Source organism: Ensifer sp. Root558, assembly GCF_001427045.1.
Classification (GTDB): domain Bacteria; phylum Pseudomonadota; class Alphaproteobacteria; order Rhizobiales; family Rhizobiaceae; genus Ensifer; species Ensifer adhaerens.
In genome coordinates, this window is record NZ_LMGC01000014.1 from 60867 (window position 1) to 86588 (window position 25722).

The following is a 25722-nucleotide window of genomic DNA, read 5'->3' on the forward strand; positions in this document are numbered from 1 at the left end:
CATAGTGTTGCATACGAAACCCGACGACCATCTGACGGCTCTGTCCCAATGTGAAGGAGAGCCCGACGGCGGTTGGACATGCCCTGGCGTTGGTCTGGGCGATTGGCAGGTCCCGCGTGGCGTGACCGTGCCAACTTGAACGCACAGCAAACCGACCATCGGCCGCGGCAGAACTAGCGGGCAACAGCGCGCTACAAAAACGATGGGAGGCTTCCGTGAAGACAAGTGTACGCGGCATATGCGCCATGCTCGCCGAAGAGGCAATCGTCCTATCAGCCTACAACGATGGCACAGGAACCATGACGGTCGGCGCCGGACATACGGCGGCGGCCGGTCCACCTGTTCCCCGCTCCGGCCTGACGATCACCCTGACGGAGGCGATCAACATCTTCCGCACCGATCTTGCCAAGTTCGAGGCGCAGGTTCAGGCAGCCGTCAGGACCCCGCTGGCGCAGCATCAGTTCGATGCCCTTGTGTCGTGGCACTTCAATACGGGCGCGATATCGAAGGCAGGCTTGACGCAGAAGCTCAATGCCGGAGACGCTGTTGGCGCGGCCGCCGAATTTGCGCGCTGGAACAAGAGCAACGGCAAGGTGCTCGACGGCTTGGTCGCGCGTCGCGAGCGTGAAGCAGCCATGTTCGCAAAGGGAGAGTATGGCAGCCCGAAGATCCGCGTTCTGGAGAGCAGGGGCGGCCCGGAGGAAATCTTCACCGCCGACCAGATCGAGACGCTCCTCGGGGGTGCCCCGAACTCGGAAGAAGAACAGACCACCGAAGAACTGCTGGCCAATCCGATCTCGCAGCTTCTCCCGCTCAACCGGCCCAAGCAATCCGCCGCGCTCACGAACACCGTGCTTCAGGAGTTTAGAAACCTCATCCCGGAAGAGGGGCGTGATGACGCTGTGACGTTGGTCGCCGTGCGCGGCTACTACCTCAACTCGATGGGCAAGGAGAGCGCAAACGATCGCGGCGTCTACGACGACGCGATCTTCATCGTCGAGCCGAGCGGTGTCCACAACTTCAACGCCAATACGGACCCCAGCCGTTTCGGTCGCGGTATCGCGCGGCTGAAGCCACGCCAGGCGATCCGGTACAGACCCGGTCTACACGGGTTTGGGCGCAAGAACGGACCCTATCCCGCCTTCCGGCAGGACAGCGACTGCACGGTCATTCGCGATGAAACCGGTGAGGATACGGATTCGCAGGATGGCCGCTTCTGGATCAATCTCCACCGCGGCGGCGTCACGTCCACCTCCAGCCTCGGTTGCCAGACGGTCCCACCGCATCAGTGGAACGAATTCAAGACCCTCTTAGACGGTCTGCTGAAGAAGCATGGACAGGAGACTTTTTACTACTTGCTCGTCGATCAGGACGATGTCCCACAGGAGGAAACGACCATGCCTGTTATCACGCAGCCGGCACCGGCTCCGGCGACGACCGAGGCGAACCCCGCACAATTGCTGCAACAGATCCTCGCGCTCGCTGCGATGTCGCGCGGACACAAGCCCGCCAACCAGGGCGACATGACCTGGCTGGTCGATGTCTTGCGGGCACTTGTCACCCAACCGACGATCAATGGCGTTGTCCTGAATGGCGCGAAACCGGACCCGCTCGCATCGGTCAGCGACCCTGACCTGACGCCGGTCAACGGTGCGCTCGGAAAGACGCTCGGGAATGCGCTCGACGGCCGCAAGACCGCGATAGGTGCCATCGGCATGCTCGCCACGACCCTTCTGCCAATCTTCTTTCCGCAGCTGGCGCCGGTCACGGCGATCGCTGCACCCTTGATCGAGGGGGCGGCGAACGCGGGCGCCACAGCGGCGGCGACGCATGCTGGCGGAGGGCTCGGCAGCGAGCTTGTAACGGCCGCCTTCCCTGTCTTTGCCGCGATCAGCGGCTGGGGCGTGATGGGCAAGGTTGAAAAATGGGTCCGCGCCCTTCGGGGCGGGCTTGAAGCGCCGGCCGCGTGAGAACCGCGGCTGCTCACGCCAAGACAACAGGGAAACGCACATCAGGGCCATAAAGGAAAAAAGAGATGAAACGCTTGGTTGTTTGTTTCGACGGAACCTGGAACGACGCCGATAGTGCCCGTTCCGAAACGAATGTCGCGCGGATCGCGAGGGCCATTCGCGCTTGCCAGGACGAAAGAGGCGGTATTCCGCAATCTGTCCTGTACCTGCGCGGTATCGGATCGTCCGGCCTGCAAATTCAACGCCTTTTGGATGGCGCGATCGGCACTGGCGTGGATGAGAACATCCGCTCCGGATACATGTTCCTCGCCCAGAATTATGTTTCAGGCGACGAGATCTATCTGTTCGGTTTCTCGCGTGGCGCCTTTTCCGCGCGCAGCCTGGCGGGCCTGATCGCCTCATGCGGACTTCTCAGACGGCAGCGGCTCGGGGATCTGCGCAACGCCTGGCAGTATTACAGAACCACCGAGGACCGGTCGCCGAAGGATTTCGTTGATAGATATTCGACGGATGCGCACCTGGATGTCGAAGTCACGATGCTCGGGGTCTGGGACACGGTCGGCGCGCTGGGCGTCCCCAGCCACATTTTCAGTAGCTTCAACTACAGGGAATATGGATTCCACAATACCACGGCCTCAAAGATAACGCGCCACGCCTACCACGCGATGGCCATCGATGAGTCGCGAGACGAGTTCGTGCCGACGCTCTGGACAGGCGACGTCCCGGCCAATTGCAAGATAGAGCAGGTCTGGTTCGCAGGCAGCCATGGAGACGTTGGCGGAGGGTATGTCGACCGTTCACTGGCCGATATCCCGCTGGTCTGGATGGCGCAAAAGGCGCAGGCCTGCGGGCTTGTGATCGACTGGACGATGCTCCCGAAAGGACTCGACGTCAGCGCCCCGCATCACGACTCGCGTGCAGGCTGGTCGCTTAAGGACCGGTTGACGCCGACATTCCGGCAAATCTGCGAGAAGCCGTTCAGGGTGAATTACTACGAAACGCTTTACCGGCCGCGCGATGGACAGGGCATCGCTCAACGCACGATCAACGAATCCCTTCATGAAAGCGTGATCGCGCGCTATGGGCAGACAGTTTCCTTTTCTCCGGACGACGATCCGTCGGCGCGCGCGCAGCAAGTCTACAAGCCCAGAAATCTCGCTCCGCTTTTCAATGTCCCGGTTCGGGGGCAGCGCCCAGTGGCGCCCAATGTGATCGCGGCTCAGACTGCCCAGGTCGCGACCGTTTGAAAATACCTACACGCCCGGTTCATGGGGCTGGACGGGACGATGCACGGCAAGACGAGGAGGTCTTGCCGTGCATTTTCGTCTGGCCGCTCGTGAAGCCAAAGCTGGAATGGATTTCACCTGAGCCGGAGGTCAAGGCGACACTGCACATTCGCAACCGCATTGCACCGTCATCGGTTTTGTGGAGCCGGACGTCCGTGCCGCAGCGTTTGGGGCCGAGCAACTTTCAGGGGGCCCTAGCCTGATGGCCCACCCGAGAATGCGCCGCAAAAAAGAGATCGCCAGGTGGTGCCCGTGACCTACTGCCATGGTCCAATCCGCTTCACGTGTCCGCACGGACCAGCATTGCCAGCAATCGTGCACTGCCCGCCGGTAAGCGAGCGGCTAGGCACGTTCTAGGCCCTTGCGGGCTTGCGGTCACGCTGCCGAGGCAGAATAGGCGATCGGTGGTTAGTCCCAGTGACCGTGACGCCGGTCGCCTCGTCCGTATTCTTGAGCTTACGGATCCCGGCCCACATGCGGCGTCGTCGGCGCCGGCTAGCGGTCCGTCTTCGAAATGCTTTGCGAAACCTCGGGCAAATGCACCGGATCTTGCTGCGCACCGGCACCAGACCCAGGCTTCTCAGTCATGTCGCTTCCCGCCGGAATGCTGTTGATCCGGAACAGGGTGGCGAGATGTTGAGACTTTTGCGTCCCGGGAAAATGACCTGAGAACAGTCGCTCGACGGTTCCGTCCTCGAACATGCCGTAAAGCGCAAGTGTGATGCGCTCGGGGAAATCGGGGAAACGGCGAGATGAGACTACGAGGGCGTAGGGCTCGTATGTGCCTTCCGTGGTCGGTGTGGTGTCGGCAGCACAACGGGTACCGGTACGTTCGCCATAGTCGGCAAGTGCGGCCTTGATGATATCGACATCCCCGAAATAGCGGGCCAGCCGACCGTTACAAAATTCCTCCGCCGCCTCGGAATGCGAGTCGATTTCTCGCGGGCAGATCATCCAGTTGTCCTGCGTCAGGTGCGCCGCATTGGATTTCAGCGTGTCGCCGATCGTAGATCCCTTGACGTAGCCCCAGATCTCAAAGGTTCTCTTCTTCTCGGTGTTTTCCTTCGTGGGCTGCTGGAGAGTGAAATCAAACTTCTGTTCCAGCCAGCCGAGAAGGCCGTTTCCGGCGGTTGCTGCAGGTTGGGTCGTACTGGGCGGGGTGGCTTGGTTCGCGGGCACCGACGACCATCTTCTCGTCTTCGGATCTTCGCCCTTTGCCTGTTTCAGCCAATTGAACACGTCCGTGCAGGTCGGTTTGGGCGGTGCGTCTTTGGGAAGGTCTCCGGCTGCCTCTGACGAACGTGGATCGAGATGCGCCTTGACGTATGAGCCGTTCGCCACGAAGACGATGGGCGAGAACGCAAGATAGGGTGCCTGCCCGTTGTAGGCGAAGTTCTGCATCCGCTTGAGCGTGATCGTCGTCGGATCGCAAAGTAGGTCGTAGTCGCCGTCGCCTGTTTTCAGGAACGCGGCTCGTTTCTTTGCGTCCACGCCCTCTTCGCTAAAATGATATCCCGCACGCTGGACGGCCTCGGTGCAGATATCCCAAAAGAAGCCGAGATAGCCTTTGGTGTCTTGGTCCCGCCAGATGAAGGGTCGCGCATCTTCGCGCACCCCAATCCTAATCTCACCGCTGTCAAGCGTCTCAGCACGCGCAGTGTAAGAGAGGACATGCGCTGGGACGAGTGCGGCGACGACGAATTTGGCGAGCAGTGGGCGCATCGGCTACTCCGCGGGTGTTGGTCTTGGCGCCACGCGTGCGGGCGTCTTTCCCGAACGGAAGCGCTCGGCGCCGCCGCGTTGGTTGAGAAGAGCAGCCGTGACGCAAAACACGACGACGAAGCCGATGAACGCCGAGAACATCGCCGAGTAGACGACGAGACCTCTATCGATTGCGTCGAGGCTCAGAGTGGTTGCGGGCTTTGTTGCCCATGATGTCAGGTAACGGGTCGCCCCTCCGCAGACGGCCATGACAACCGATGCGCCGACCGCCCAGATCAGGCTTGAGAGATACGTCGGCTGCAGCGAGAGTGACAGTGCCCGAGCCAACCATGCATCGAGCAGGAACGCCACGATCAGGGCAAGTACGGCGCCGCGAACGGCCGTCGGCGCGTTGTATTCGAACGAAAGCTGCAGGAACAGCGAGAGGCCTTGATCGCCGGCGGCCCAACCTGTGTCGAGGCCGGTTTTCCAGAGCTGCAGCCCCATGACGAATACGGCGGCGACGGCCCAGGACACGAAAACGACGAGCACGGCTTGCGGCAACCACGAGGTCCAATGCGCCTCGCGCATGTTCTGCCAACGACGCGACTGCATGCCTGCGTCGCGAAGCGCGAGCGTCACAATCATCGGGATGCAGTAGTTGTTGAACGCGTAGAAGATGTAGGTCAGCGTGCGAGAATAGACATTGACGGGGCTACCCCATACGAGCTCGCTTTCAAACCGACCGGGTAGCAGGCTCCAAAAGAGGCTGACGAAGAGCACGGTGCCGAGGGCCCAGAGCGCAGTCAACGTCGCGTAGGATCTGCGATAGCCAGCGCTTAAATGGGGGTGCAACAGGGCGCCGAGGAACTGCTCGAGCTTTTTCCGGGCAACGACTTGCTGATGTGCCGCTGCCTCGTCTGCCGTCGCCGGCGAGACGACGATGATCTCGTGCTCGACATAGAGCGCGAGCAGGATGCAAAGATCGTCTGCAAGGTCGTCGGCATCCGACGCCAATCGCTCCCAGGTCGCCCTCTTGCGTTCGCCGAGGCTTGCATCGGCGGCTCCGTTGCTGACAGGCGCTTCCTTCGCCGCGCCTGACCCGTAGCCCGACCTCTCGTCCAGATCCACGACCAACTGATCCCGTCGCTTGCTGAGCTCTTCCTCAAGTTTCTGAAAACGCTCCCGCGCGGGGGCGTTGGCGAGCTTCAGCTTGCGGTCGAGGATCCAGGCAGAGACGGAGAAGATCAGTTCCAGATCGAGACGAAAGTCCTCGGGTTCGCTCAACTGATCCTTCGCGGCCGCCTGATAATGATCAATACGCTCCCAATTGCTGCGCGGAATGAGGAGGGAGTTCTTTTCGAGGGATGACGCGCTGTCGGCCGAGATCGCGAGGTCCTTCCGGCGCAGATCTTCACTGGCGCCGATGACGCGGGTGGGAATACCCGCCAGGCGGTGGGCAGCACTTCGCATCCAATCCTCGAAGCTTCCCAGAAGCGGGAAACTGGGTGCCAGACCGACCATGATCAGCGCGATGGCAAGCGAGACCGATGCGTCGATGCCGATATCGAAGTCCCGCACGACCGACGGAACGACGATGGTGGACAGAGGCTGCATCCAGGTGCTTGCAGCACTGTTGCTGCCCGGGGTGAAGCCTGTGGTGATCGCTACCGGGGCATCGACGGAAGGAACGGGAAGCTTGCTCGCACCGATCGAAAGATCCGGGCCACCGAGCATTGGGAGGAGTTCCGCGTAGGCGCAGAGGAAGAAGTAGATGATCAGAAGTATGAGCGCGTAGCATGCGTAGGCGTGCATGACGATGCGCCGCGCCCGAAGCTTGTCGGGCGACAACAGGTTGACAAGCCGCTCCATCTGCCGCCCGCCCTCGTAGGTGACACGGTTGAAGCGCCCGTAAGAATAAAATAGGACTATCGCCGCTCCGAAGAGCAGCGCGACAAGGTTCGGCATGGTGGTAAATCACAGTTTGGGGCAGTGCCTTAACGGCACTGCTGTACCGCCGGGTTGCATTGTGCAGCTGCCGTCGCAGGCACGAATGACGTCAGGGCAATGAGCACGAGCAATAGCTTCATCATGGCATCCTCCCTTGCGATTTTGCTTTTTGATGCAGGAAGCGATCAGTTAACAAGTCGCGTTGTCGAAAGGCATAAGTTGCAAGACAACCGAGTGTTCAAGGAACTACTTTCCCGATTGTATGATACCAAACGCGTCACGGCGTGGATGTTACGTTCGTAACACCTGAAGTCTCTGGGCAGGTGTAATTTACATCGGTCTCTGTGCGTTCCGCGCCATCGCCAGCGCGGTCACCAATCTCCGGATCTCCAGGCAACGCGCCGGCGAAAGCTGGATGGATGGATCTCTAGCGCAGCCGCGGGCTGCTGCGGAATATCTCAGCAGCGGCGTTTGAGCCGTCGCTGACATTCGACGCCGACCGGATAGGACCAAGTCTTCCGTCCGAATGGGGCGGCCCGCATCGTTATGGACTGGGAGGCCTGCCACTGGCTGGCGCCAGCTGGTACGAGACGGTCCTCATGGCACCATAAGGGACGCTCCACGGCGAGGTAGGGAATGGCTGCTGCACGGAAGAAGAACCTGACTTGCGCAATCGCGGATCGGGCGGACAGTTCGCGCGAACCGGCTTTGTTCGCTTTCGCGGCCGCCGCCTGGTACACCCACTTTGTCCGTCTGAGCGGCACCGCGACCACCGCCGTATTCGTGGATCCGTTTCGCGGTGCCTACGCACCCTTGCCAAATCGGCTTTCGAGATATGCTACACCAAACGACACGATGTCCCGCGCGTCGAAGAGGTGGCAGAACGCATCTCCGACCGTCCCGCTCCGGTGCCGGCTAGTGGCAACGTAGGCATTCGCAATCGTTTCGACCGCGTCGGCCTGGCCCGCGACCGCAAAACGATCAAGGATGCCGTTGGTGTCAAAGTCTTCGGCGGTCTCCCATACCGTTTCACCATTCGGACCAAGAAGCGGCATCTCGTAAGTCACGCGCCGCTTGCCGGGGATGTCGGCGATGGCTTCCGCATAGTGGAGAGCGGTAACGGAGTTCAAAGGGGCGCCCAGCAAGAGCACTTTTCCCCTTAGTTCGACAAATCGTTGGATTGGCGAGCCATTTCCCAAGGCCTGGCCAAGCCGATGAGGCTCGATCAACGTCTCGGAAAGTGGCCCAACCGCAACCATAGATGCGTCGGGATGAGCGCTACGGCGTGCGCCGGGCGCTTCAACAAGAAACTGGTTGAGCAGGCCGAAACCCGGATAGGTGCGAGCGGTTGCGGGATCGAACGGCGGCCAAGTACGACGCGCTTCATCAGCCATCCGGACGCCATTCAAAGTTTCCTCGTAGGGTGAGCGGTCCCATGAGGCATAGCCCATAAGGGTGCCCGATGATCCAATCGCATCGAGAAGTGCGCCGACAATGGCCGTCGGCCCGCCTTTGACAGCACCAACGGCTTTCAAGGAGGCGTGAACCATCACAAGATCGCCCGTTCGAACGCCCAGTTGTCGAAGATCCGTCGTAATTTCAGTCCGGGTTTTCATCGAACCAGTTCAGATTTTCCGAGGTCTTGAAATCAGGCCGCCAGGGCCAGCACGAGTACCCACGCTACCAGTGAGGGCGAAGGTCAAAGCCAGCATGCTTGTGCGGAGGCCGGCGGGCGACTTGCCAATTGTAGGCATGAACTGTCTCCTCTCCGAGCAAACAATGCTTAATTGAGGCTGGATGCATAGACGTGTTCCATGCGATGTTTAAAGCGACGCCCGACGAGCCGTAGCGAGCACCGTGGCCTAGAGGGCCTCGCTCGCGACTTTGGCCGCCATCGATACCAGGAGCGCTGCCAAAGCCACGGCTGTTCCAAGCCTGGCGATCTTCATACGGCGTTCGCGACGGCCGTTCCAGCCATATCCCATCAGCGTCGCCTCCCGTTCCGCATTTGGTTTGGTCCGCCAAGGGCTTTCAATCGACCTTGCGCCCTGGCCGGCGTTCTTGAAGTAACTTGAGGTATCTGCGCCGGATGCAATCGATGGGCACATCGCCGGTGAACCGCAGCTTGAGCAGGACCTCGACCTCGGCATCACGCTCGATCGCCATGCCGCACTCTGGCCATTTCGCAACGACGCGATCGGCGATTTCCTTCCGCGTGGTCACGAACGTCCCTTTGCTTTGGGTCATTTTCGTTGCAGAGCGAGCGCGCCGGCCTCCCGGCAGACACCCCGCAGCGATGAAGACCGATCCGCAAGGCCTCCCAACGTCCCACTGATGTGATCGGCCTGTTGTCTGGTTAATCTGAACTGCAGCGCCGACACATCCGTGAGATTAGGGTCGACGCTGAATTCGATCCTCAAGAAAACGTCGCCCGTTTCATCGCCTTTTGCCGGCTCGGCTTTCCAGCCGACGATGGTCGAGGACCGGACATTGCCACGCCCGTCCGTACTCCAGTCGTTCATGTGCTTGCAAACCTCTCTCTTTGCGAAAACCAACGACAGACAAGAAGCTCTAGACCGCACGCCAGGAAGAATGTCCGAAAGTGCGCGTATCGGAATTGGTACATACCAGTGTTAAGCAATAGTTTTGATTTATGCATTTGGCATTTAAAAATTACAGGTCGCTAAAAGATTGATGCGACAATAGAGCCAGACACTTCCTTGCGCTGATTGTTAGCGCAAGGATTGCAGCTTGCCTGTAGGATGTCCTTTCTCAAAGCAAACGGGAGGTTGTTATGAGTGATCACGTCTATAAGAAGGTAGAGCTGGTCGGCAGTTCGAAGTCGTCTGTTACCGACGCTATCGAAACCGCGATCGCGCGTGCATCGAAGACCATGAGAAACCTGGAATGGTTCGAGGTCGACCAGATCAGGGGACACATCAAGGATGGCGAAGTCGCGCACTACCAGGTGGTCATGAAGGTCGGGTTTCGTATTGACGACTGAACAGGCGACGCGTGGGCGCAGCTTGGATCGACTGGCGCTTGCAGCAACGATCGTTGCGCCACGCCGGTAAAACACGCGGCTCAGTCGATTGTGCAGGGTTAGTAAGGGCTACATTCTGTTCCAGCATAAAGCTCCGCGCATGACAGGGGTGTGCCATGGAGCCCCTGCGGGCACGCTGCTGCAGATCGAAAGAAGACGTGGTGGCCAGGACGCTGGTCAACGAACGCGGGCGCGAGATCATGGCGTGGTTCCGCGGAACCACGCTCGCCGGCTGTCTTTCCCGCGCAGGTGCGCAGCAAGGTGCGGTACAGGCTGAGCGTCGTCTTTGCCAGACCGAGCAACTTGAACACCATCGACGTAAGGTAAGTTTTGCCCCGAAACCCCACCCCTCGAACTAACTTCCGCCCATCAAGTTCAGGACGACAAATCGTCCGGCTCCCCGGCCTTTTCGATCTGCTCCCGGATATAGGATTCGATGTAGTCGAAGACCTCGGCCGCGCCTGCGTCCGTCGCGATCAGATCGATCGGCCGACGGCCGCCGAGATGCACGCTTTCTCTGCGTGCCCATTTCAGGATCTCGCCTTCGCCTCGCAGGACCGGGCGCGCCATCTCCAGCATTTTCGCAAGGTGATGCGGCTTCGCATACCATGAGTGTGGCTTGATGCTGGCACGACGGCGGCCGGGAACGACATCCGGCAATTGCGAGGCGCGCAGCTCTTCATCCAAAATATGCCGCCGCACCCAATGGGCGAGCTTCGCAAGCGAGACGTTCGCCTCGCGCTCAAGATCGCCGCCAGCGCCGACATTGCGCGTCGGGATCACCAGCCCACGGACGATATGGGGGCAACGCGCTTTCAGCATCTCAAGTGCCGGCGCCAGGTCCGTGTCATTGGTGACAAGTACCACTTGGTCGACGTCCCCGCTCAGCGCGTCGTCGTAGAGTTGGAGCGCCAGATTCACATCCGACTGCTTTTCCTCAAGCTTCCACACCTGGATCTTGTCGCAGTCACGCGGCCAGCGTTTCGGATCATCCGCCGGAACGATATGCTGGTTGGCCTTGTAGAGCGAATAATAGCCCATCACGAAGGAAAGCCGTCCGGCACAATGCGCCGTCAGGGCATTGTGGTAGTGAGCCTGCGACGAGACCGAATCCTCTCCCTTGGCCGCGCTGTCGATAATCTTCGCCGTGAAGTATTTAATCGCACAGTCCGGGTGCAGGATCATCGTCGCCGGATCGGCGCCCGGTTCGGGACGATAAAGGATGCTCGGCAGTATATGCGCCTCGAATAGGGCGAGAACATCGAGCCATTTAAACGCGGTCTTGCGTAGGCATCCATAATAGAGATTATAGCCGTCGATATAGACGCGTGTTCGTAACGCTGGCACTCCTTGCTCCCGGGCATAAAAAAACCGGCTTGCGCCGGCTTTTTCCCCCAACCGCCCGGAGCCCATGTCTCTCAGGATGCTGGGTTAGTTGTTAACTGCCAACATAGTGTTGGGAGGGCTTATAGTCAATTGGATTTGACGGTCGTTTGCGCGTTGTCGGCGCCGTGGGTCAACCGATGCCCTGGTTCTCGGTCGATATCCTCCACGAAAAGGGCGAGCCGGTGCCGACAGGGGGCAGGGGCGAGATCGTCGTGCGCACTTCGCTGGAGGGCGCGCTGCACACCGGCGATTCCGGCTCATTCGCGCAACATCGCCGTTGTCGACGAGTTCGAACGCACGCCGAGCCAGCGGATCATGAAGCATCGGTCGCCTGTCGCACTCGGCGATTGCTGGGACCGACCGGCGCAGCAATAGGGCTGGCGTGCTTTGGGCCGAGTGCGCGCATGAAGGGAAGCGACGGTATGGATCAGTCTGGCGAAATCGTGCTGGTTGGTTGCGGCAACATGGGTTTTGCGCTGCTTGAAGGCTGGGTGGCCCGGTTTGGCATTGCCGCTGACCGAATTCATGTGGTCGAGCCGGTGGAGGCCCTCCGCCGGCGCGCAGTGGCAGCGGGCGCTGCGGCCTACGCGGATGCGTCCGAGCTGCCGCAGGCACTGCAGCCGCGCGCCTTCATTGTCGCCGTCAAGCCGCAGGTCATCGGCTCGATGCTTGCGACATACCGGCGGTTTAGCGCAACCGCCGCCTTTGTCAGCATCGCCGCCGGCGTGCCGATCGCGACCTTCGAGGCGACGCTTGGTGCGGTGCCGATCGTGCGCGACATGCCCAACATGCCGGCGTCGATCGGCATGGGAGTTATTGCCGCTTTTGCCAACGCGCACACCGGTAACGTTCAGATGGCCTATGTGAGTGATCTTCTGGCAGCCGTCGGAAACGTCCATTGGCTGCCGGAAGAAGAGCTCATCAATGCCGCGACTGCAATATCGGGGTCGGGGCCGGCCTACCTCTTCCATTTCATCGAGTGCTTGACCGAGGCAGGTATCGCTGTCGGTCTGCCGGTAGAGACTGCGCATGCGTTGGCGAAGCAGACGGTTGACGGTGCTTCAACTCTCGCCAGCGCCAGCGTCTTTTCTCCCACGGAGCTCCGCCAGCAAGTAACCAGCCCGAACGGCACGACTGCTGCGGCACTTGAGGTCCTCATGGCCGAGCCGAGTCTGGCGGCTTTGCTGAGGGAGGCAGCCGCGGCCGCGCATCAGCGGGCTCTCGAGCTTGCTGTGGTCGGTTGAGCGGTAATGCCTGTGCGAGACAATGACGGACCGGTGCGCCTCGTTCATTCGCTCAAGGATAGCGATGTCGCCCTCGCTAGAGCGTTGGCGCTTCGAGTGCCGTTGCCGAGTTGACTATCGATGTTATGATGCCCAAGCACCGATGAATTCTGCGGTCGCCTGCGTCATGACCGAACACGGCTGTCCATGGCTCAAACAGGTTGCCGTTCGGATATGGCATCATGTTGGTAGAGTTGCACGAAGCGTCACGCCGGCACGACGAAATGATCGATGCAATTGCGGACCACGATCCTGACCTAGCTGAGGCGTTGGTTCGCGCTCACCTCGATCTGTCGCGCAAGAACATGGCGGTGTAGGCCGCCCAGGAAGGGATGGCGATTTCTCTCGGCGTGTAGCGTATCTGAGACGGCAGGTATTCTTACGTTCGTGCGCCAGTCGATTGATCCCACTTGGACGCGAAGCGACCAATGACGTCGAAGACAGCGCGCGACACGCGCAATGGCTGGTCAATCGAGCGAGGCCTGCCGCTAACGCCTGGAACGTAGACACCAAGTTCCTTGAGCCGCCGGACCTGTTGGTGGGCGCGGGCGATGTGGTCGCTCCCTGGCGGGCCCGGCATCATCGCAATCACCGTCAAACCCACGGCGGGCGAGGTATCGCCCGTTCTGAAGCTTGATGCGTCCAGCGACCAGGAGCCACCGGAAAGTCCGGCCGACAGCATTTCGACGAGGAGCGCGACGTTCGCACCCTTGCGGCCACCGAAGGGTAGCAGCGCGCCTAAGAGTGCCTTTTCGGCGTCCCGGGTATCGGCGCCTTCGTTGTCGACCGCCCATCCTTCCGGGATTTCTCGTCCCTCGGCGGCGACGGCGGCAATGTTGACGTAGGCAGTCGCGCTTGACGATTGGTCGACGATGAGTGGCGGCGCGTTGGCGCCGAGCGGAAATCCGAAGGCGATGGGGTTCGTGCTGAAGACAGCCGGTCCTCCTGCCTTTGCTACGACCATGGCATTCGCGTTGGTCGCCGCAAGACCGCTCAGGCCTTCCAGCGCGAGCCTGCGCACGTAGTAGCCGAGCTCGCCCGTTGTATAGCTGTTCTTCTGGGTGAAGAGCGCGATCCCGAAGTTGCGGGCAGCATCCACGAAATCGCGGAAGGCAAGGTCGAAACCGAGCTGCGCGATGCCTCGGTCGGCATCGCAGGTGATGTGAGCGGGGAAGGGGCGCGTGGCGGCCGGCGTGGGATCGCAATTGATGCGCCCCTCGCGAAAACTGTTCAGATAATCGACGAGGTGCGGAAACCCGACCGCGCTCGGGCCGAAGCGGGCGGCCGACACTGTTGCGTCCACGAGCGATCGGGCGCTCGCCGGATTGGCGCCGGCACCAAGGCAAGCTCTCATCGCCAGATCTTCTGCTTGCCTCTGGTTGAGTTCGACCTCTTCCATCTCAGATCTCCAGTCCCGCTTTCCTACCCTCATAAAACGCATAGGGTGCCTGCCGCGGTGCGGCGCAATCGCCGATCTGGCGCGTAGCGATACCGCGTTCGGCGAGCCCCGGCATCAGCCAGTCGGCCGGGGCATTCGTGGTGGCCGTCACCAAGGCATCCGCGTCGATGAAGCGACACTCTCCCGTGGTGTGGTCGACGATGGTCGCGCCGTTGCCGTGCCATTCGATGACGCTGGCTTCGACGATCCATGTGACGCCGAGTTTCCTGAGCGCCTGCCGCATCGGAACGTCGGCTGCGGTTCGCTGCAGCTCCTTGCCGACGAACGGGTCGGGCGTCAGGAGCGCCACCTCGTGGCCCTCCTCGGCGAGCTTCCAAGCGGTGCCGCAGCCGCGCCAGCCGCCGCCTTCATCCAAAAGCAGAACGCGCTTGCCCGGCCTTGCCTGCCGCGCCATGACGGCTTCGACTGTGAAGACGTTACCCTTCGCCAGGCCCGGCATCGCCTCGACCGCCGGCAGCGCTTTCTGGAACACCGTCTCCGGCGAATAGGAGCCGGTGGCGACGATGACACGCCCGAACTCGGAAGGATCGATGTCCTCGGCCTCGACATAGGAGTTGAGGCGAACCTCTACACCGAGTTTTTCGAGCTGGCGCTCATACCAGGCGATGAGATCGAGGATCTGGGCCCTTCGTGGCTGCATGCCTGCGAGCAGGAAGTTACCGCCGAGCCGGTTCGACGCCTCGGCGAGCGTGACTTCGTGGCCACGCTCGGCGGCCACCCGGGCGGCCTCCAGTCCGGCTGGGCCGCCACCGATGACCAGCACGCGCTGGGGATCGCTGGTCTTCAAAAAGCGGTCGCCGTTCCATTCGGCCTCGCGGCCGACGGACGGGTTGATCAGACAGCTGATCCAGTAGTCGCGCGACCGGCGTCCCCAGCACATCTGATTGCACGAGATGCAGCCGCGAATGTCCTCCGGGCGATCTTCGGCCGCCTTCTTTGCAAGATGCGGATCAGCGATCTGCCCGCGCACGATCGAAACGAGGTCGGCTGCTCCCTGGCCGAGCACCGTTTCGGCGTTTTCGGGGGTGCGGATGTGGCTTTCGGCGATCACAAGCGCGTTCTTGACGACACTCCTCAGGACTGAAGCGAGATCGGCGCCAAGTTTTTCCGGACAGAGGAACGTCGGCATCAGCTTGTAGAAATCGAGGTAGCCGCCAGAGCCGCAGGTGACATAATCGATAAGGCCCAGTTCGTCGTGCAGTCGGATGATTTCGGCAAGCTCGTCGCGTTGAAGCGCAACCTTCACGTCCGGTTCGTCACTGACGGCAAGGCCGACAATGAAATCTGGCCCGCAGACGTCCCTGATCCGCGTCAGGATTTCCCGAGACATCCGCGTGCGGTTTTCAAGCGAACCGCCCCACTGATCGTCGCGCCGATTGCACCATGGCGTCCAGAATTGGTCGACCAAACCGAGATAGGCAGCCCATACTTCGACGCCGTCAAAGCCGGCGTCCCGACAGCGACGTGCCGCCGCAACGAAGCCATCGATCGTTTCCAGGATTTCCGCTTCGGTCATCGGATGCGAGCCGTCGCTGTCATGATAGCTCGGCCCGCCCGAAGGCGACCAATGCGGATGGAACGAATTGTCGGAATCCCCATGCGCTCCGACGTGATAGAGCTGCTGGATCGCTATGGCTCCATGCCCTTTGATCGCCTCGACCACCTTCTTGAGATGGGGGATGACACTGTCATCGGAGTGGCGAAAATTGCCGCGAGTTAAAACGGCTGCGGCATGGACGGGCATGGGTTCGACGACGATCATCGCGGCGCCGCCGATCGCTCGTTCCCGGTAATAGGCGGTATGTCGTTCGGTCGGCAGACCCTCGACCGCCATGTTCGCCGTGTGCGCGCCGAACACGATCCTGTTCTTCAGCGTGTGGGACCGCAGTTTGAGAGGGGAAAACAGCCGAGGAAATTTCTTGGACATGGCGCAACTCCTGGCGGGGAGGGGATCGGGACTGGAATGGAATGAGGGAGGAGCCACCCTTGGCGCTTTTCCGGGCGGAGGACCGGCCGCCCGGAGGAATGGCATTCGCCGGCCGATCCGCGCTTACGCCGCGTTGGCCGCGATTGCCATTGCGCGATCGTTCGTCTCGTGCGCATTGACCATGGCGCCCGCGAGCTGGCGGAAGGTGACAGTGCCGAGAGGCATTCCGGACGGATCGACGACGGTGATATCACCTTCGGGCGCAGAGGCGAGCGTACGGACCGCTTCTTCGATTGTGAGATCGGCGGCAATCCGTTGCCCACTGTCGGCTGCAGTTGCGCCAAGCGGTGCCATGATCGCCTCCACATGGACAACGCGGCCCCGGTTCACCTCCTTGACGAAATTGGCGACATAGTCGTCGGCAGGCCTCAGCACGATATCCTGGCTCGTGCCCTGCTGGATGACCTCGCCGTCGCGCAAAATGGCAATCTGGTCACCGAGCCTCAGCGCTTCGTCGAGGTCGTGGGTGATGAAGACGATCGTCTTTTTAATCTCCTTCTGCAGGTCCAGAAGCACCGTCTGCATGTCCGTGCGGATGAGAGGATCGAGGGCTGAATAGGCCTCATCCATCAAAAGCACCGGTGCGTCGTTGGCAAGCGCGCGGGCGAGCCCGACGCGCTGCTGCATGCCGCCGGAGAGCTGATTGGGATACTTGTGCTCGAAGCCCTTAAGTCCAACCCGTTCCAGCCAGCGCATGGCAGTATCGATGCTTTGTGCGCGCGCTACGCCCTGGATTTCAAGGCCGAAGATCGTGTTGTCGAGCACGCTTCGATGCGGAAGCAGCGCGAACTTCTGGAACACCATGGCGGTCTGGTGGCGGCGGAACTCGCGCAGTTCCGCCTCTGGCATCTTCACCACATCGACGCCGTCGACGAGAACTTCGCCGGCCGTCGGATCGATCAGCCGGTTGATATGCCGGATGAGCGTCGACTTGCCCGAGCCGGAAAGCCCCATGATCACCTGGATCGAGCCCGACGGCATCTCGATGTTGATGTCGCGAAGGCCGAGCACGTGCCCGTGACGCTCGTTCAGTTCGGTCTTGGTGAGGCCGTTCCTAACCGCCTCGACATGAGCCCCGGCATCCGGTCCGAAGATCTTATAGAGATGGCGGATTGCGATGCCGCCGAAAGCGTGCTCAGCCATGGACCACCTCCCGGTGCTTCTGCAATCGTTCGCCATAGGCCTGGCTGACCCGGTCGAACATGATGGCGATGCCGACGATCGCAAGACCATTGAAGATACCGAGCGTGAAGTACTGGTTGGCGATCGCCTTCAGTACGGGTTGGCCAAGACCCTGAACACCGATCATCGAGGCGATGACGACCATGGCAAGCGCCATCATGATCGTCTGGTTGATCCCTGCCATGATGGTCGGAAGCGCAAGCGGGAGCTGCACCTTGAAGAGCTTCTGCCGGTTGTCGGCGCCGAAGGCATCGGCCGCCTCCAGTACGTCCTTGTCGACCAGGCGAATGCCGAGATTGGTGAGCCGGATCATCGGCGGGATCGCGTAGATGACGACGGCGATCAGGCCCGGCACCTTGCCAATGCCGAGCAGCATGACGACGGGGATCAGGTAGACGAAGCTTGGCATGGTCTGCATGACGTCGAGCACCGGGTTGACGACCCGCTGGACCCTGTCGGAGCGCGACATGAGAATGCCGATCGGCAGGCCGATCGCGATCGACAGGATCGTGCAGACGAAGATCATCGAGATCGTCCGCATCGTATCGTCCCACATGTCGAAGTAGCCGATGAGCAACAGCGTCACGAGACAGCCGGCGGCGATGCGAATGCTTCTGGTCGCTGCCCAGGCGATGGCGAGGATGAGGAGCGTGATGATCGGCCAGGGCGTCTTGGTCATGAACCGTTCAGAAGCGATTAGAAAATGCTGGAGCGGCACGAAGAAGCCCTCGATCAGATCACCGTAGTTTCGGGTAAAGCCGCGAAACGTTTCGTCGATAACTTTCTTGAGGTTTCGAAGCGCGTTGTCGTCCATGCTGGGAAATTGATAAAACCAGTCCATTCGGTTCCCCTTCTCGAAAGAGCCGATGCGTTCTTGTTGTTATGTCGGCGAGAACGGTGCGATATGCTGAAGGCACACCGCACCGGGTTTTCGGCCGTGCTGACTAGAGCGCAGCCTCGATCTTGGCGGCGGCCTCTGGGGAGACCCACTTCTTCCAGATATCCGGGTTTTCTTCGAGGAAGTGCTTTGCACCTTCCTCGCCACTCGCCTGGTTGTCGGTCATCCAGGCCATCAACTTGGCGATTGTCTCGTTGCTCCAGGAGCGCTTGTTGAGGTACTCCATGACCTCGGGGCCAGCTTTTTCGGAAAAGGGCTTGGCGACAAGTGTCACGATCGTATCGACCGGCCAGGCGCTCGGCTTCGGGTCAGTGCATTCGGCAACCGTAATGCAACGCTTCCACTCGGCTGCGTCATAGGGGACGCCTGCCTCAAGCTGCACCATCTCGTATTTGCCAAGCAGGGCGGTCGGTGCCCAGTAATAGCCGACCCAGCCTTCCTTGCGCTCATAGGCCTTGGCAATCGAGCCGTCGAGGCCTGCTGCCGAGCCGGTGTCCACCAGCGTCCAGCCGGCCTTCTCTGCTTCGAAAGCCTTGTAGAGCTGTGCGGTCACGACCGTTCCACCCCAGCCCTGTGGACCATTGAAGATCGCGCCCTTGCTCGGGTCTTCAGGGTCCTTGATGAGGTCGGGATGCTTCAGGAGATCGGGAATAGTCTTGATGTCTGGATGGGCATCGGCGAAATACTTCGGGATCCACCAGCCCTGAACGCCGCCATCGGGCAGCGGAGACCCGACCTTTACGATACGGCCTTCTTCGGTTCCCTTCTTGACCACGTCGGGAAGCAGATCGATCCAGGCCTCGGGCGCGATATCCGGCTCGCCTTTTTCCGCCATGGAGGTGATCGTCGGTACGGTATCGCCGATGGTGATTTCGGCGCTGCAGCCGTAACCTTCATTGAGGATGATCTTGTCGAGATTGGAAATGACCTCGGCACTTTGCCAGTTCATGCTGGCGATGGTGACGCTGCCGCAGTCTGCCGCGCTGGCGAGCGACGAACCGGCGACGGTCCCAAGGAACAGGCATGTCGATGCTAGCAAGCTTTTCATTATCGTTCCCTCTTTTGGCGGCTTTTCTTCTGAGGCGGGGCGCCGCGGACCCCGTCTCAACGACGCTAGGAGGCTTCTCCCATGCGAACCGATTTCCTGAACGCAGCCCTCAATCCGCGTGAGACGGCGGTATCGAATCCGGCCGCGCGCATCTCCTCGATCGCGGCCGCGGTGGTGCCGCGATAGTCGAGGAAGGTCTGGACAATGTCGGTCGGACAGTCGTCACGCTGCTCAAGCAGCCGACCGGCACCCGTGATAAGGGTATTGACGGCACGCTTGGCGATCTCGGGAGCCAGTCCTTGCGAGACGGCGTCTGCCATCATCGCTTCGGCGAGCAGCGCCGGAAAGGCAGGCCCGGATCCGGTGAGGCCGGTCAGATAGTCGATTTCCGCTTCTGAATGCACTTCATCCTGAGAACCGCAAGCATCGAAGATCGCCCTTATGATGTCTCGATCGTCGTTCTGCAGCCCGGCGGCTGCGACCCACGGCGTATAGGACTTGCGGACTTCGGCCGCCGCATTTGGCAGGGTTCGGGCCACGCGGTCCGTCCGATGATGCTCAACAAGGGCGCTGAGGCGGATGCCCGCCATGACGGAGATGACAAGCTTGCCCTCGGCAACAACGTTCAGGCTGAGCCAGTCAGCCGGACGGACGGAGAGAACGATGACGTCCGAGCGGTCGGCAAGTGCCTGATTGTCCGATGTCCAGAAGGAGCGGTTGAAACGGTCGGGGCGCTCGCTGCGATAGGAGAGCGACAGGTTCTGAGGCTCGACGATGCCGGCGTCGAGAATGGCGTCGGCGATTGCTCCGCCCAGCCATCCCGCACCACCAATTACGCCAACCCTCAAAGGCCCGCCCGTTTCCATGCTTCTCTCACTCTGGTTTGTAGCCATGCCGGGCGAAGAAGCGATCGAGCTCCCTCTGCTGTGGTGTTTGTCCGGTGTAAATCGCGATGTATTCCGGAATGCGCTTCATGCGGAGCGCAAGATCCTCCTTGGACTGCATCGAGATGTATCCAATCTGGACCAGGTAGGTCGTTCGTGCGCGAACGTCCGCCGGTCCCGCGTCATATCCGAACCGCATGAACATGCGGCCCAGCGCCTCCATTCTCGCCTGATCGGCCTCATGGACTTCGGCCTGTATCTCGGGCGATTGCAGCGCCCAGCTGCGAACGGCGAACTCGAACTGGGAGTCGAACAGTTCCTTGTTCACCCAGCAGTCGAAAACGTTCAGCATCGCCTCGGCCAAGGACTCCGCATAGGCTTCGGACTGTTTGACCAGATTGCCGGTATTCTTCTCCCTCCAGCGCGCGACGAGGGCACTCAGCAGTTCCTCCCGGTCCTTGAAGAACCAATAGAAGCTGGTCCGGGAAAGATTGAGCCGTTTGGCCAACGGCAGGATCTTCACCGAGTCCACGCCCGACTCGAGCAGGGAGTCATAGGCGGCCTCGAGCCATCCCTCCTGAGAACCGCGCCAGCCAGTGTCAGTCATCGCCTGTTCCATGATTGCCTCCTAACAAATCCAAACGGCCGTTTCAAGCAAAATGTACATATGTGTCGAATATCTGAACCACGGTGTTTTTGATTATTGACACCTATGTACATTTCCGCTTACCGTTGCGATAAATTCCCATAAACCGGAGCCCGTCGCATGTCGAACGATCCCCTGCTTCAGCCGTTTCAGTTGAAGCATTTGACCCTGCGCAACCGCATCATTGTTACGTCTCACGAGCCTGCCTATCCCGAAGACGGCATGCCGAAGGACCGCTACCGCGCCTATACCGTTGAGCGGGCCCAGGGCGGGGTGGCGCTGACGATGACCGCCGGCTCGGCGGCAGTGTCCAAGGACAGCCCTCCGGTCTTCAACAACCTGCTCGCATACAAGGACGAGATCGTGCCTTGGATCCGGCAAATGACCGACGCCGTGCATGAAGAGGGGGCTGCGATCATGATCCAGCTCACGCACCTCGGCAGGCGTACCCGCTGGGACAAGGGCGATTGGCTCCCGGTCGTTGCACCCTCACATCATCGCGAGGCAGCGCACCGAGCCTTTCCCAAGAAGCTCGAAGACTGGGACATCGAGCGCATTATCAAGGACTTTGCGGACGCCGCCGAACGGATGAAGGCGGGCGGTATGGATGGTGTCGAGCTGGAAGCCTACGGGCATCTTATTGACCAGTTCACCTCGCCGCTCACCAACGAACTCGACGGTCCTTATGGAGGTTCGCTCGATAACCGCCTGCGCTTTTGTTTCGACGTCTTCAGGGCCATGCGCGAAAGGGTCGGCAACGACTTTATCCTTGGCGTTCGCTATACGGCAGACGAATGTCTTCCCGGCGGGACCGGAAAGGCCGAAGGCCTGGAGATTTCCCGTCGTCTCAAGGAAAGCGGCCTCATCGATTATCTGAATGTCATCCGCGGTCATATCGATACGGATCCGGGCCTCACAGATGTCATCCCGATTCAGGGGATGGCGAGCGCACCACATCTGGATTTTGCCGGCGATGTGCGCGCGGCAACCAAGTTTCCAACCTTCCATGCCGCCAAGATCCAGGACGTGGCGACGGCCCGTCACGCAATCGCTGCCGGCAAGGTCGACATGATCGGTATGACCCGCGCCCACATGACCGACCCGCATATCGTGCGGAAGATCATGGAAAAGCGCGAGGATGATATTCGCCCCTGCGTCGGCGCCAACTACTGTCTCGACCGCATCTATCAAGGTGGCATGGCTTTCTGCATTCACAATGCGGCGACCGGTCGCGAAGAAACGATGCCGCATCGGATCCCGAAGGCTGCCGTTCGCAAGAAGGTCGTCATCGTCGGTGCCGGTCCGGCCGGCCTTGAGGCTGCTCGCGTCTCGGCGGAACGGGGTCATGAGGTCGTTGTTTTGGAGGCCGCGAACAATCCGGGCGGTCAAATCCGCCTGACGGCCCAGAGCGAGCGCCGGCGGGAAATGATCGGCATTATCGACTGGCGCATGAGCCAGTGCGAAAAGCTCGGCGTCACCTTCCGGTTCAATACCTGGGCCGAGGCTGATACGGTACTCACCGAAAGGCCCGATGTCGTCATTATCGCTACCGGTGGATTGCCGCAGACAGAGGTGCTGTCGAAGGGCAACGAACTCGTCGTTTCCTCCTGGGACATCATCTCCGGTGATGTGAAGCCTGGAACCAACGTGCTCATCTTCGACGACGCCGGCGACCATGCGGGCCTCCAGGCTGCCGAGTTCCTCGCCAAGGCCGGTGCCAAGGTGGAAATCATGACACCGGACCGCTCCTTCGCGCCCGAAGTCATGGCGATGAACCTCGTTCCTTACATGCGCTCGCTGCAGAAACTCGACGTCACCTTCACCGTCACGTACCGGCTGGAGTCGGTTGAAAAGAGTGGCAACCAGATCATCGCCCATGTCGGCAGTGACTATGGCGGCGTTGCCAAGCAGCAGACCTTCGACCAGATCGTCGTCAACCACGGAACCATCCCGCTGGACGACCTCTATTTCGAATTGAAGCCTGGCTCGCGGAACCTTGGCGAAGTCTCCTACGACGAGCTTATTGCCGGCACGCCGCAGTCCGTCGAACGCAACCCGGAGGGCGCCTATCAACTCTTCCGGATCGGCGATGCCGTTGCGGCCCGCAATACACATGCGGCTATCTACGATGCGCTGCGTCTTGCCAAGGACATCTGAGAATGGCGCGGTTTGACGCCTTGCAAGCGTTTCTGGACGCGGCCTTTGTCGCGTTCAACCAGTTTTCACAGGATCTGCGGGCGCGCCAGTCACTCATGCAGATTTTTGCCCAGCTTGAAGCGCCGCAACCGCAACGTCTGGACATCGGCAAGCGCCTCCCGGTCTGCAGCCAACATCTCGACAGTGTGCTGGCTGCAGAAACGGGCCGATCGTCCCTGGATACGCTAATCAGACGCTTCTCGGACCTTGAGCCGATGCTCGAATGGAAGTGGCGCTCGGTCTACGACCATACGGCCAGCGAAAATTTCTTGATGAGCCACGCCAATGCGATGATCGCCGGACCGGGTGGCCTGGAGGACCGGAGGGACCTCTGGCTCGGCGCGACGCTGATGGCGCCGTATGTGCGTTATCCCGACCACGACCACGCCCCGGAAGAGACGTACCTCGTCCTGTCGGAAGGCGAGTTTCAGCATGGCGATTCCGAATGGTTCTCACCCGGGATCGGAGGTTCCTTCTACAATCCGCCTGGCGTCAGACACGCCATGCGGTCGGGTGAGAAACCGCTGTTTGCATTCTGGGCATTGTTGCCTGATCGACCGAGGCACTGACGAAAGGGCGTTCGGCCGAGACCGAGCGCGGGAGAAAGGTTTGCCATGAAAATACTTGTGACGGTGAAGCGGGTCGTTGACTACAACGTCAAGATCCGGGTGAAGGCAGACGGTTCGGGCGTCGAGCTTGCGAACGTGAAGATGTCGATGAACCCCTTCGACGAAATCTCGGTCGAAGAGGCGCTCAGGCTGAAGGAAGCCGGCAAGGCCGAGGAAGTCGTCGTCGTATCCGTCGGTCCGGCCAAGGCCGAAGAGACGCTGCGCACGGCGCTCGCCATGGGGGCGGACCGCGCCATCCTGGTTGAGACCGAAGACCAGGTCGAGCCGCTCGCTGTCGCCAAGATCGTCAAGGGTGTGGCCGAGGCTGAACAGCCGGGCCTGATCATCGTCGGCAAGCAGGCAATCGACGACGATTCGAACCAGACCGGCCAGATGCTGTCGGCCCTGCTCGGCTGGGCGCAAGGCACCTTCGCCTCCAAGGTCGAGATCGGCGATGGCAAGGCAACCGTGACGCGCGAAGTCGACGGCGGTCTGCAGACGATCGACATCAAGCTGCCGGCCGTCGTCACCACCGACCTGCGTTTGAACGAGCCGCGCTACGCCTCACTGCCGAACATCATGAAGGCGACATCAATCTGCAGACGATCGACATCAAGCTGCCGGCCGTCGTCACCACCGACCTGCGTTTGAACGAGCCGCGCTACGCCTCACTGCCGAACATCATGAAGGCGAAGAAGAAGCCGCTCGACAGACACACCCCGGCCGACTTCGGCGTCGACACGGCCGCCCGCCTCAAGGTGCTGAAGACCGAGGAGCCGTCGGGCCGCAAGGCCGGCATCAAGGTCAAGTCGGTCGCCGAGCTCGTCGAAAAGCTCAAGACCGAAGCCGGCGTTTTGTAAGTTCAGGGAAAGGGAGATTTTATCATGGCCATTCTTCTTCTGGCTGACCACGACAGCAACCACCTTTCCGACCAGACCGCCAAGGCGCTGAGCGCCGCTTCGAAAATCGCCAGTGGGACTGGAGCCGATGTGCATGTTCTCGTTGCCGGCGCCGGCGCCAAGGCTGCAGCCGAACAGGCCGCCAAGCTTGCGGGCGTTGCCAAGGTGCTCGTTGCCGACGACGCCTCGCTTGCCAACAACCTGGCAGAGCCGCTGGCGGCCCTGATCGTCTCGCTCGCCGGCAACTACGACACCATCGTGAGCGCCGCGACCTCGGTCGGCAAGAACGTCATGCCGCGCGTCGCAGCCCTGCTCGACGTCTCTCAGGTCTCGGAAATCATCGAAGTTGTCTCGTCGGATACTTATCTGCGCCCGATCTATGCCGGCAACGCCATCCAGACGGTGCAGACGACCGAAGCCAAGCGCGTCATCACCGTGCGCACCGCTTCCTTCGCTTCCGCCCCTGAAGGCGGCTCGGCGGCGATCGAGAGCGTCTCGGCTGCCGCCAACCCCGGCGTTTCCCACGCGTCATCACCGTGCGCACCGCTTCCTTCGCTTCCGCCCCTGAAGGCGGCTCGGCGGCGATCGAGAGCGTCTCGGCTGCCGCCAACCCCGGCGTTTCCTCCTTCGTCGCCGATGCCCTGTCGTCGTCCGACCGCCCGGAGCTGACGTCTGCCAAGATCATCATCTCGGGCGGTCGTGCGCTCGGCTCGTCGGAAAAATTCCAGGAAGTCATCCTGCCGGTTGCCGACAAGCTCGGTGCTGCCGTCGGTGCTTCGCGCGCTGCCGTCGACGCCGGTTACGCGCCGAACGACTGGCAGGTCGGCCAGACCGGCAAGGTCGTTGCGCCCGATCTCTACATCGCCTGCGGCATCTCCGGTGCCATCCAGCACCTCGCCGGCATGAAGGACTCGAAGGTCATCGTCGCGATCAACAAGGACGAAGAGGCGCCGATCTTCCAGGTCGCCGACTACGGACTGGTTGCCGATCTCTTCGACGCTCTGCCGGAGTTGCAGAAGGCTTCGTAGGTCCGTTTTTAAGCGACCGAACCCAGGTGGGCTGACCGTGGTTCGGTTGGCCCTTCCACGCGATTGAAGCATCAACGAAAAGGATACCACAGTGGATGTACGCGCCGCCGTTGCCGTTCAGACAGGCAAGCCGCTCGAGGTCATGACGGTTCAGCTCGAAGGCCCGCGGGCCGGCGAAGTGCTGATCGAGGTCAAGGCCACAGGCATCTGCCACACCGACGATTTCACCCTGTCCGGCGCCGATCCGGAAGGCCTGTTCCCGGCGACC

General features: G+C 61.0%; 21 protein-coding genes and 3 pseudogenes. 11 read left to right on the forward strand and 13 right to left on the reverse strand.

The window, feature by feature from the left end; genetic code table 11:
• The first annotated feature begins 215 nt into the window (after positions 1 to 215).
• Both ASD63_RS17595 and ASD63_RS17600 read left to right on the forward strand, forming a co-directional pair.
• Positions 216 to 1970: a lysozyme gene (locus tag ASD63_RS17595; RefSeq protein ID WP_060529590.1), complete on the forward strand. Its 1755-nt coding sequence runs from the start codon at positions 216 to 218 to the stop codon at positions 1968 to 1970.
• Positions 1971 to 2035: 65 nt separating this feature from the next.
• Positions 2036 to 3217, forward strand: coding sequence for a DUF2235 domain-containing protein (locus ASD63_RS17600; protein WP_051659520.1), 1182 nt, complete (start codon positions 2036 to 2038; stop codon positions 3215 to 3217).
• A 534-nt stretch (positions 3218 to 3751) separates the two neighbouring features.
• Here ASD63_RS17600 and ASD63_RS17605 read toward each other — a convergent pair.
• From ASD63_RS17605 to ASD63_RS17625, 5 genes are all read right to left on the reverse strand, one after another.
• Complete coding sequence (locus ASD63_RS17605) at positions 3752 to 4978, reverse strand: transporter substrate-binding domain-containing protein (protein ID WP_060529591.1); 1227 nt, start codon at positions 4976 to 4978, stop codon at positions 3752 to 3754.
• Positions 4979 to 4981: 3 nt separating this feature from the next.
• A complete protein-coding gene (locus ASD63_RS17610) occupies positions 4982 to 6925 on the reverse strand; it encodes a hypothetical protein (RefSeq protein WP_060529592.1) in 1944 nt (647 codons plus the stop codon).
• Between the two features lie 785 nt (positions 6926 to 7710).
• Entirely contained in the window at positions 7711 to 8523 is an 813-nt protein-coding gene (gene aac(3), locus ASD63_RS17615; protein WP_034799972.1) for an aminoglycoside 3-N-acetyltransferase, read from the reverse strand.
• Positions 8524 to 8938: 415 nt separating this feature from the next.
• A complete protein-coding gene (locus tag ASD63_RS36640) occupies positions 8939 to 9073 on the reverse strand; it encodes a hypothetical protein (protein WP_269148924.1) in 135 nt (44 codons plus the stop codon).
• 77 nt (positions 9074 to 9150) lie between these two features.
• Positions 9151 to 9429 carry a hypothetical protein gene (locus ASD63_RS17625; protein ID WP_034799974.1) on the reverse strand — a complete coding sequence of 93 codons (279 nt, stop codon included), beginning with the start codon at positions 9427 to 9429 and terminating at the stop codon, positions 9151 to 9153.
• A 272-nt stretch (positions 9430 to 9701) separates the two neighbouring features.
• Here ASD63_RS17625 and ASD63_RS17630 point away from each other — a divergent pair, with 272 nt between their 5' ends.
• Positions 9702 to 9911, forward strand: coding sequence for a dodecin (locus ASD63_RS17630; protein ID WP_034799975.1), 210 nt, complete (start codon positions 9702 to 9704; stop codon positions 9909 to 9911).
• 414 nt (positions 9912 to 10325) lie between these two features.
• Here the strand turns inward: ASD63_RS17630 and ASD63_RS17635 are convergent, their stop codons facing one another.
• A complete protein-coding gene (locus tag ASD63_RS17635) occupies positions 10326 to 11348 on the reverse strand; it encodes an NYN domain-containing protein (RefSeq protein ID WP_244497254.1) in 1023 nt (340 codons plus the stop codon).
• 410 nt (positions 11349 to 11758) lie between these two features.
• Here ASD63_RS17635 and proC point away from each other — a divergent pair, with 410 nt between their 5' ends.
• Together proC and ASD63_RS34290 are read left to right on the forward strand one after the other, a co-directional pair.
• Positions 11759 to 12580, forward strand: coding sequence for a pyrroline-5-carboxylate reductase (gene proC / locus ASD63_RS17640; RefSeq protein ID WP_034799977.1), 822 nt, complete (start codon positions 11759 to 11761; stop codon positions 12578 to 12580).
• Between the two features lie 221 nt (positions 12581 to 12801).
• Positions 12802 to 12936 carry an FCD domain-containing protein gene (locus tag ASD63_RS34290; RefSeq protein ID WP_082572910.1) on the forward strand — a complete coding sequence of 45 codons (135 nt, stop codon included), beginning with the start codon at positions 12802 to 12804 and terminating at the stop codon, positions 12934 to 12936.
• 62 nt (positions 12937 to 12998) lie between these two features.
• Here ASD63_RS34290 and ASD63_RS17645 read toward each other — a convergent pair whose 3' ends face one another.
• From ASD63_RS17645 to ASD63_RS17675, 7 genes are all read right to left on the reverse strand, one after another.
• Complete coding sequence (locus tag ASD63_RS17645; RefSeq protein ID WP_034799978.1) at positions 12999 to 14018, reverse strand: Ldh family oxidoreductase; 1020 nt, start codon at positions 14016 to 14018, stop codon at positions 12999 to 13001.
• A 1-nt stretch (position 14019) separates the two neighbouring features.
• On the reverse strand, positions 14020 to 16005 hold the full coding sequence (locus ASD63_RS17650) for an FAD-dependent oxidoreductase (protein ID WP_060529594.1): 1986 nt from the start codon (positions 16003 to 16005) through the stop codon (positions 14020 to 14022).
• 123 nt (positions 16006 to 16128) lie between these two features.
• Positions 16129 to 17208, reverse strand: a complete 1080-nt coding sequence (locus ASD63_RS17655; RefSeq protein ID WP_034799980.1) for a glycine betaine/L-proline ABC transporter ATP-binding protein — start codon at positions 17206 to 17208, stop codon at positions 16129 to 16131.
• Complete coding sequence (locus ASD63_RS17660) at positions 17201 to 18088, reverse strand: proline/glycine betaine ABC transporter permease (RefSeq protein WP_034799981.1); 888 nt, start codon at positions 18086 to 18088, stop codon at positions 17201 to 17203. Before ASD63_RS17660 ends, ASD63_RS17655 begins: the two co-directional genes overlap by 8 nt.
• A gap of 103 nt (positions 18089 to 18191) precedes the next feature.
• Positions 18192 to 19193, reverse strand: a complete 1002-nt coding sequence (locus ASD63_RS17665) for an ABC transporter substrate-binding protein (RefSeq protein WP_034799982.1) — start codon at positions 19191 to 19193, stop codon at positions 18192 to 18194.
• A gap of 65 nt (positions 19194 to 19258) precedes the next feature.
• Positions 19259 to 20059, reverse strand: coding sequence for a pyrroline-5-carboxylate reductase dimerization domain-containing protein (locus ASD63_RS17670; RefSeq protein WP_034799983.1), 801 nt, complete (start codon positions 20057 to 20059; stop codon positions 19259 to 19261).
• Between the two features lie 7 nt (positions 20060 to 20066).
• Entirely contained in the window at positions 20067 to 20696 is a 630-nt protein-coding gene (locus tag ASD63_RS17675; RefSeq protein ID WP_034799984.1) for a TetR/AcrR family transcriptional regulator, read from the reverse strand.
• A gap of 147 nt (positions 20697 to 20843) precedes the next feature.
• Between ASD63_RS17675 and ASD63_RS17680 the strand changes: the two genes are divergently transcribed.
• The 6 genes and pseudogenes from ASD63_RS17680 to ASD63_RS35135 all read left to right on the forward strand — a co-directional run.
• Positions 20844 to 22880, forward strand: coding sequence for an NADH:flavin oxidoreductase (locus tag ASD63_RS17680; protein ID WP_060529595.1), 2037 nt, complete (start codon positions 20844 to 20846; stop codon positions 22878 to 22880).
• A 2-nt stretch (positions 22881 to 22882) separates the two neighbouring features.
• Complete coding sequence (locus tag ASD63_RS17685) at positions 22883 to 23488, forward strand: dimethylsulfonioproprionate lyase family protein (protein ID WP_060529596.1); 606 nt, start codon at positions 22883 to 22885, stop codon at positions 23486 to 23488.
• A gap of 45 nt (positions 23489 to 23533) precedes the next feature.
• Positions 23534 to 24115: pseudogene (locus ASD63_RS17690) on the forward strand (electron transfer flavoprotein subunit beta/FixA family protein); the annotation flags it as partial.
• Positions 24116 to 24174: 59 nt separating this feature from the next.
• On the forward strand, positions 24175 to 24387 hold the full coding sequence (locus ASD63_RS17695; RefSeq protein ID WP_060529597.1) for a hypothetical protein: 213 nt from the start codon (positions 24175 to 24177) through the stop codon (positions 24385 to 24387).
• A gap of 24 nt (positions 24388 to 24411) precedes the next feature.
• Positions 24412 to 25454 (forward strand): annotated as a pseudogene (locus ASD63_RS34295) (electron transfer flavoprotein subunit alpha/FixB family protein).
• A gap of 91 nt (positions 25455 to 25545) precedes the next feature.
• A pseudogene (locus ASD63_RS35135) lies at positions 25546 to 25722 on the forward strand (alcohol dehydrogenase catalytic domain-containing protein); the annotation flags it as partial.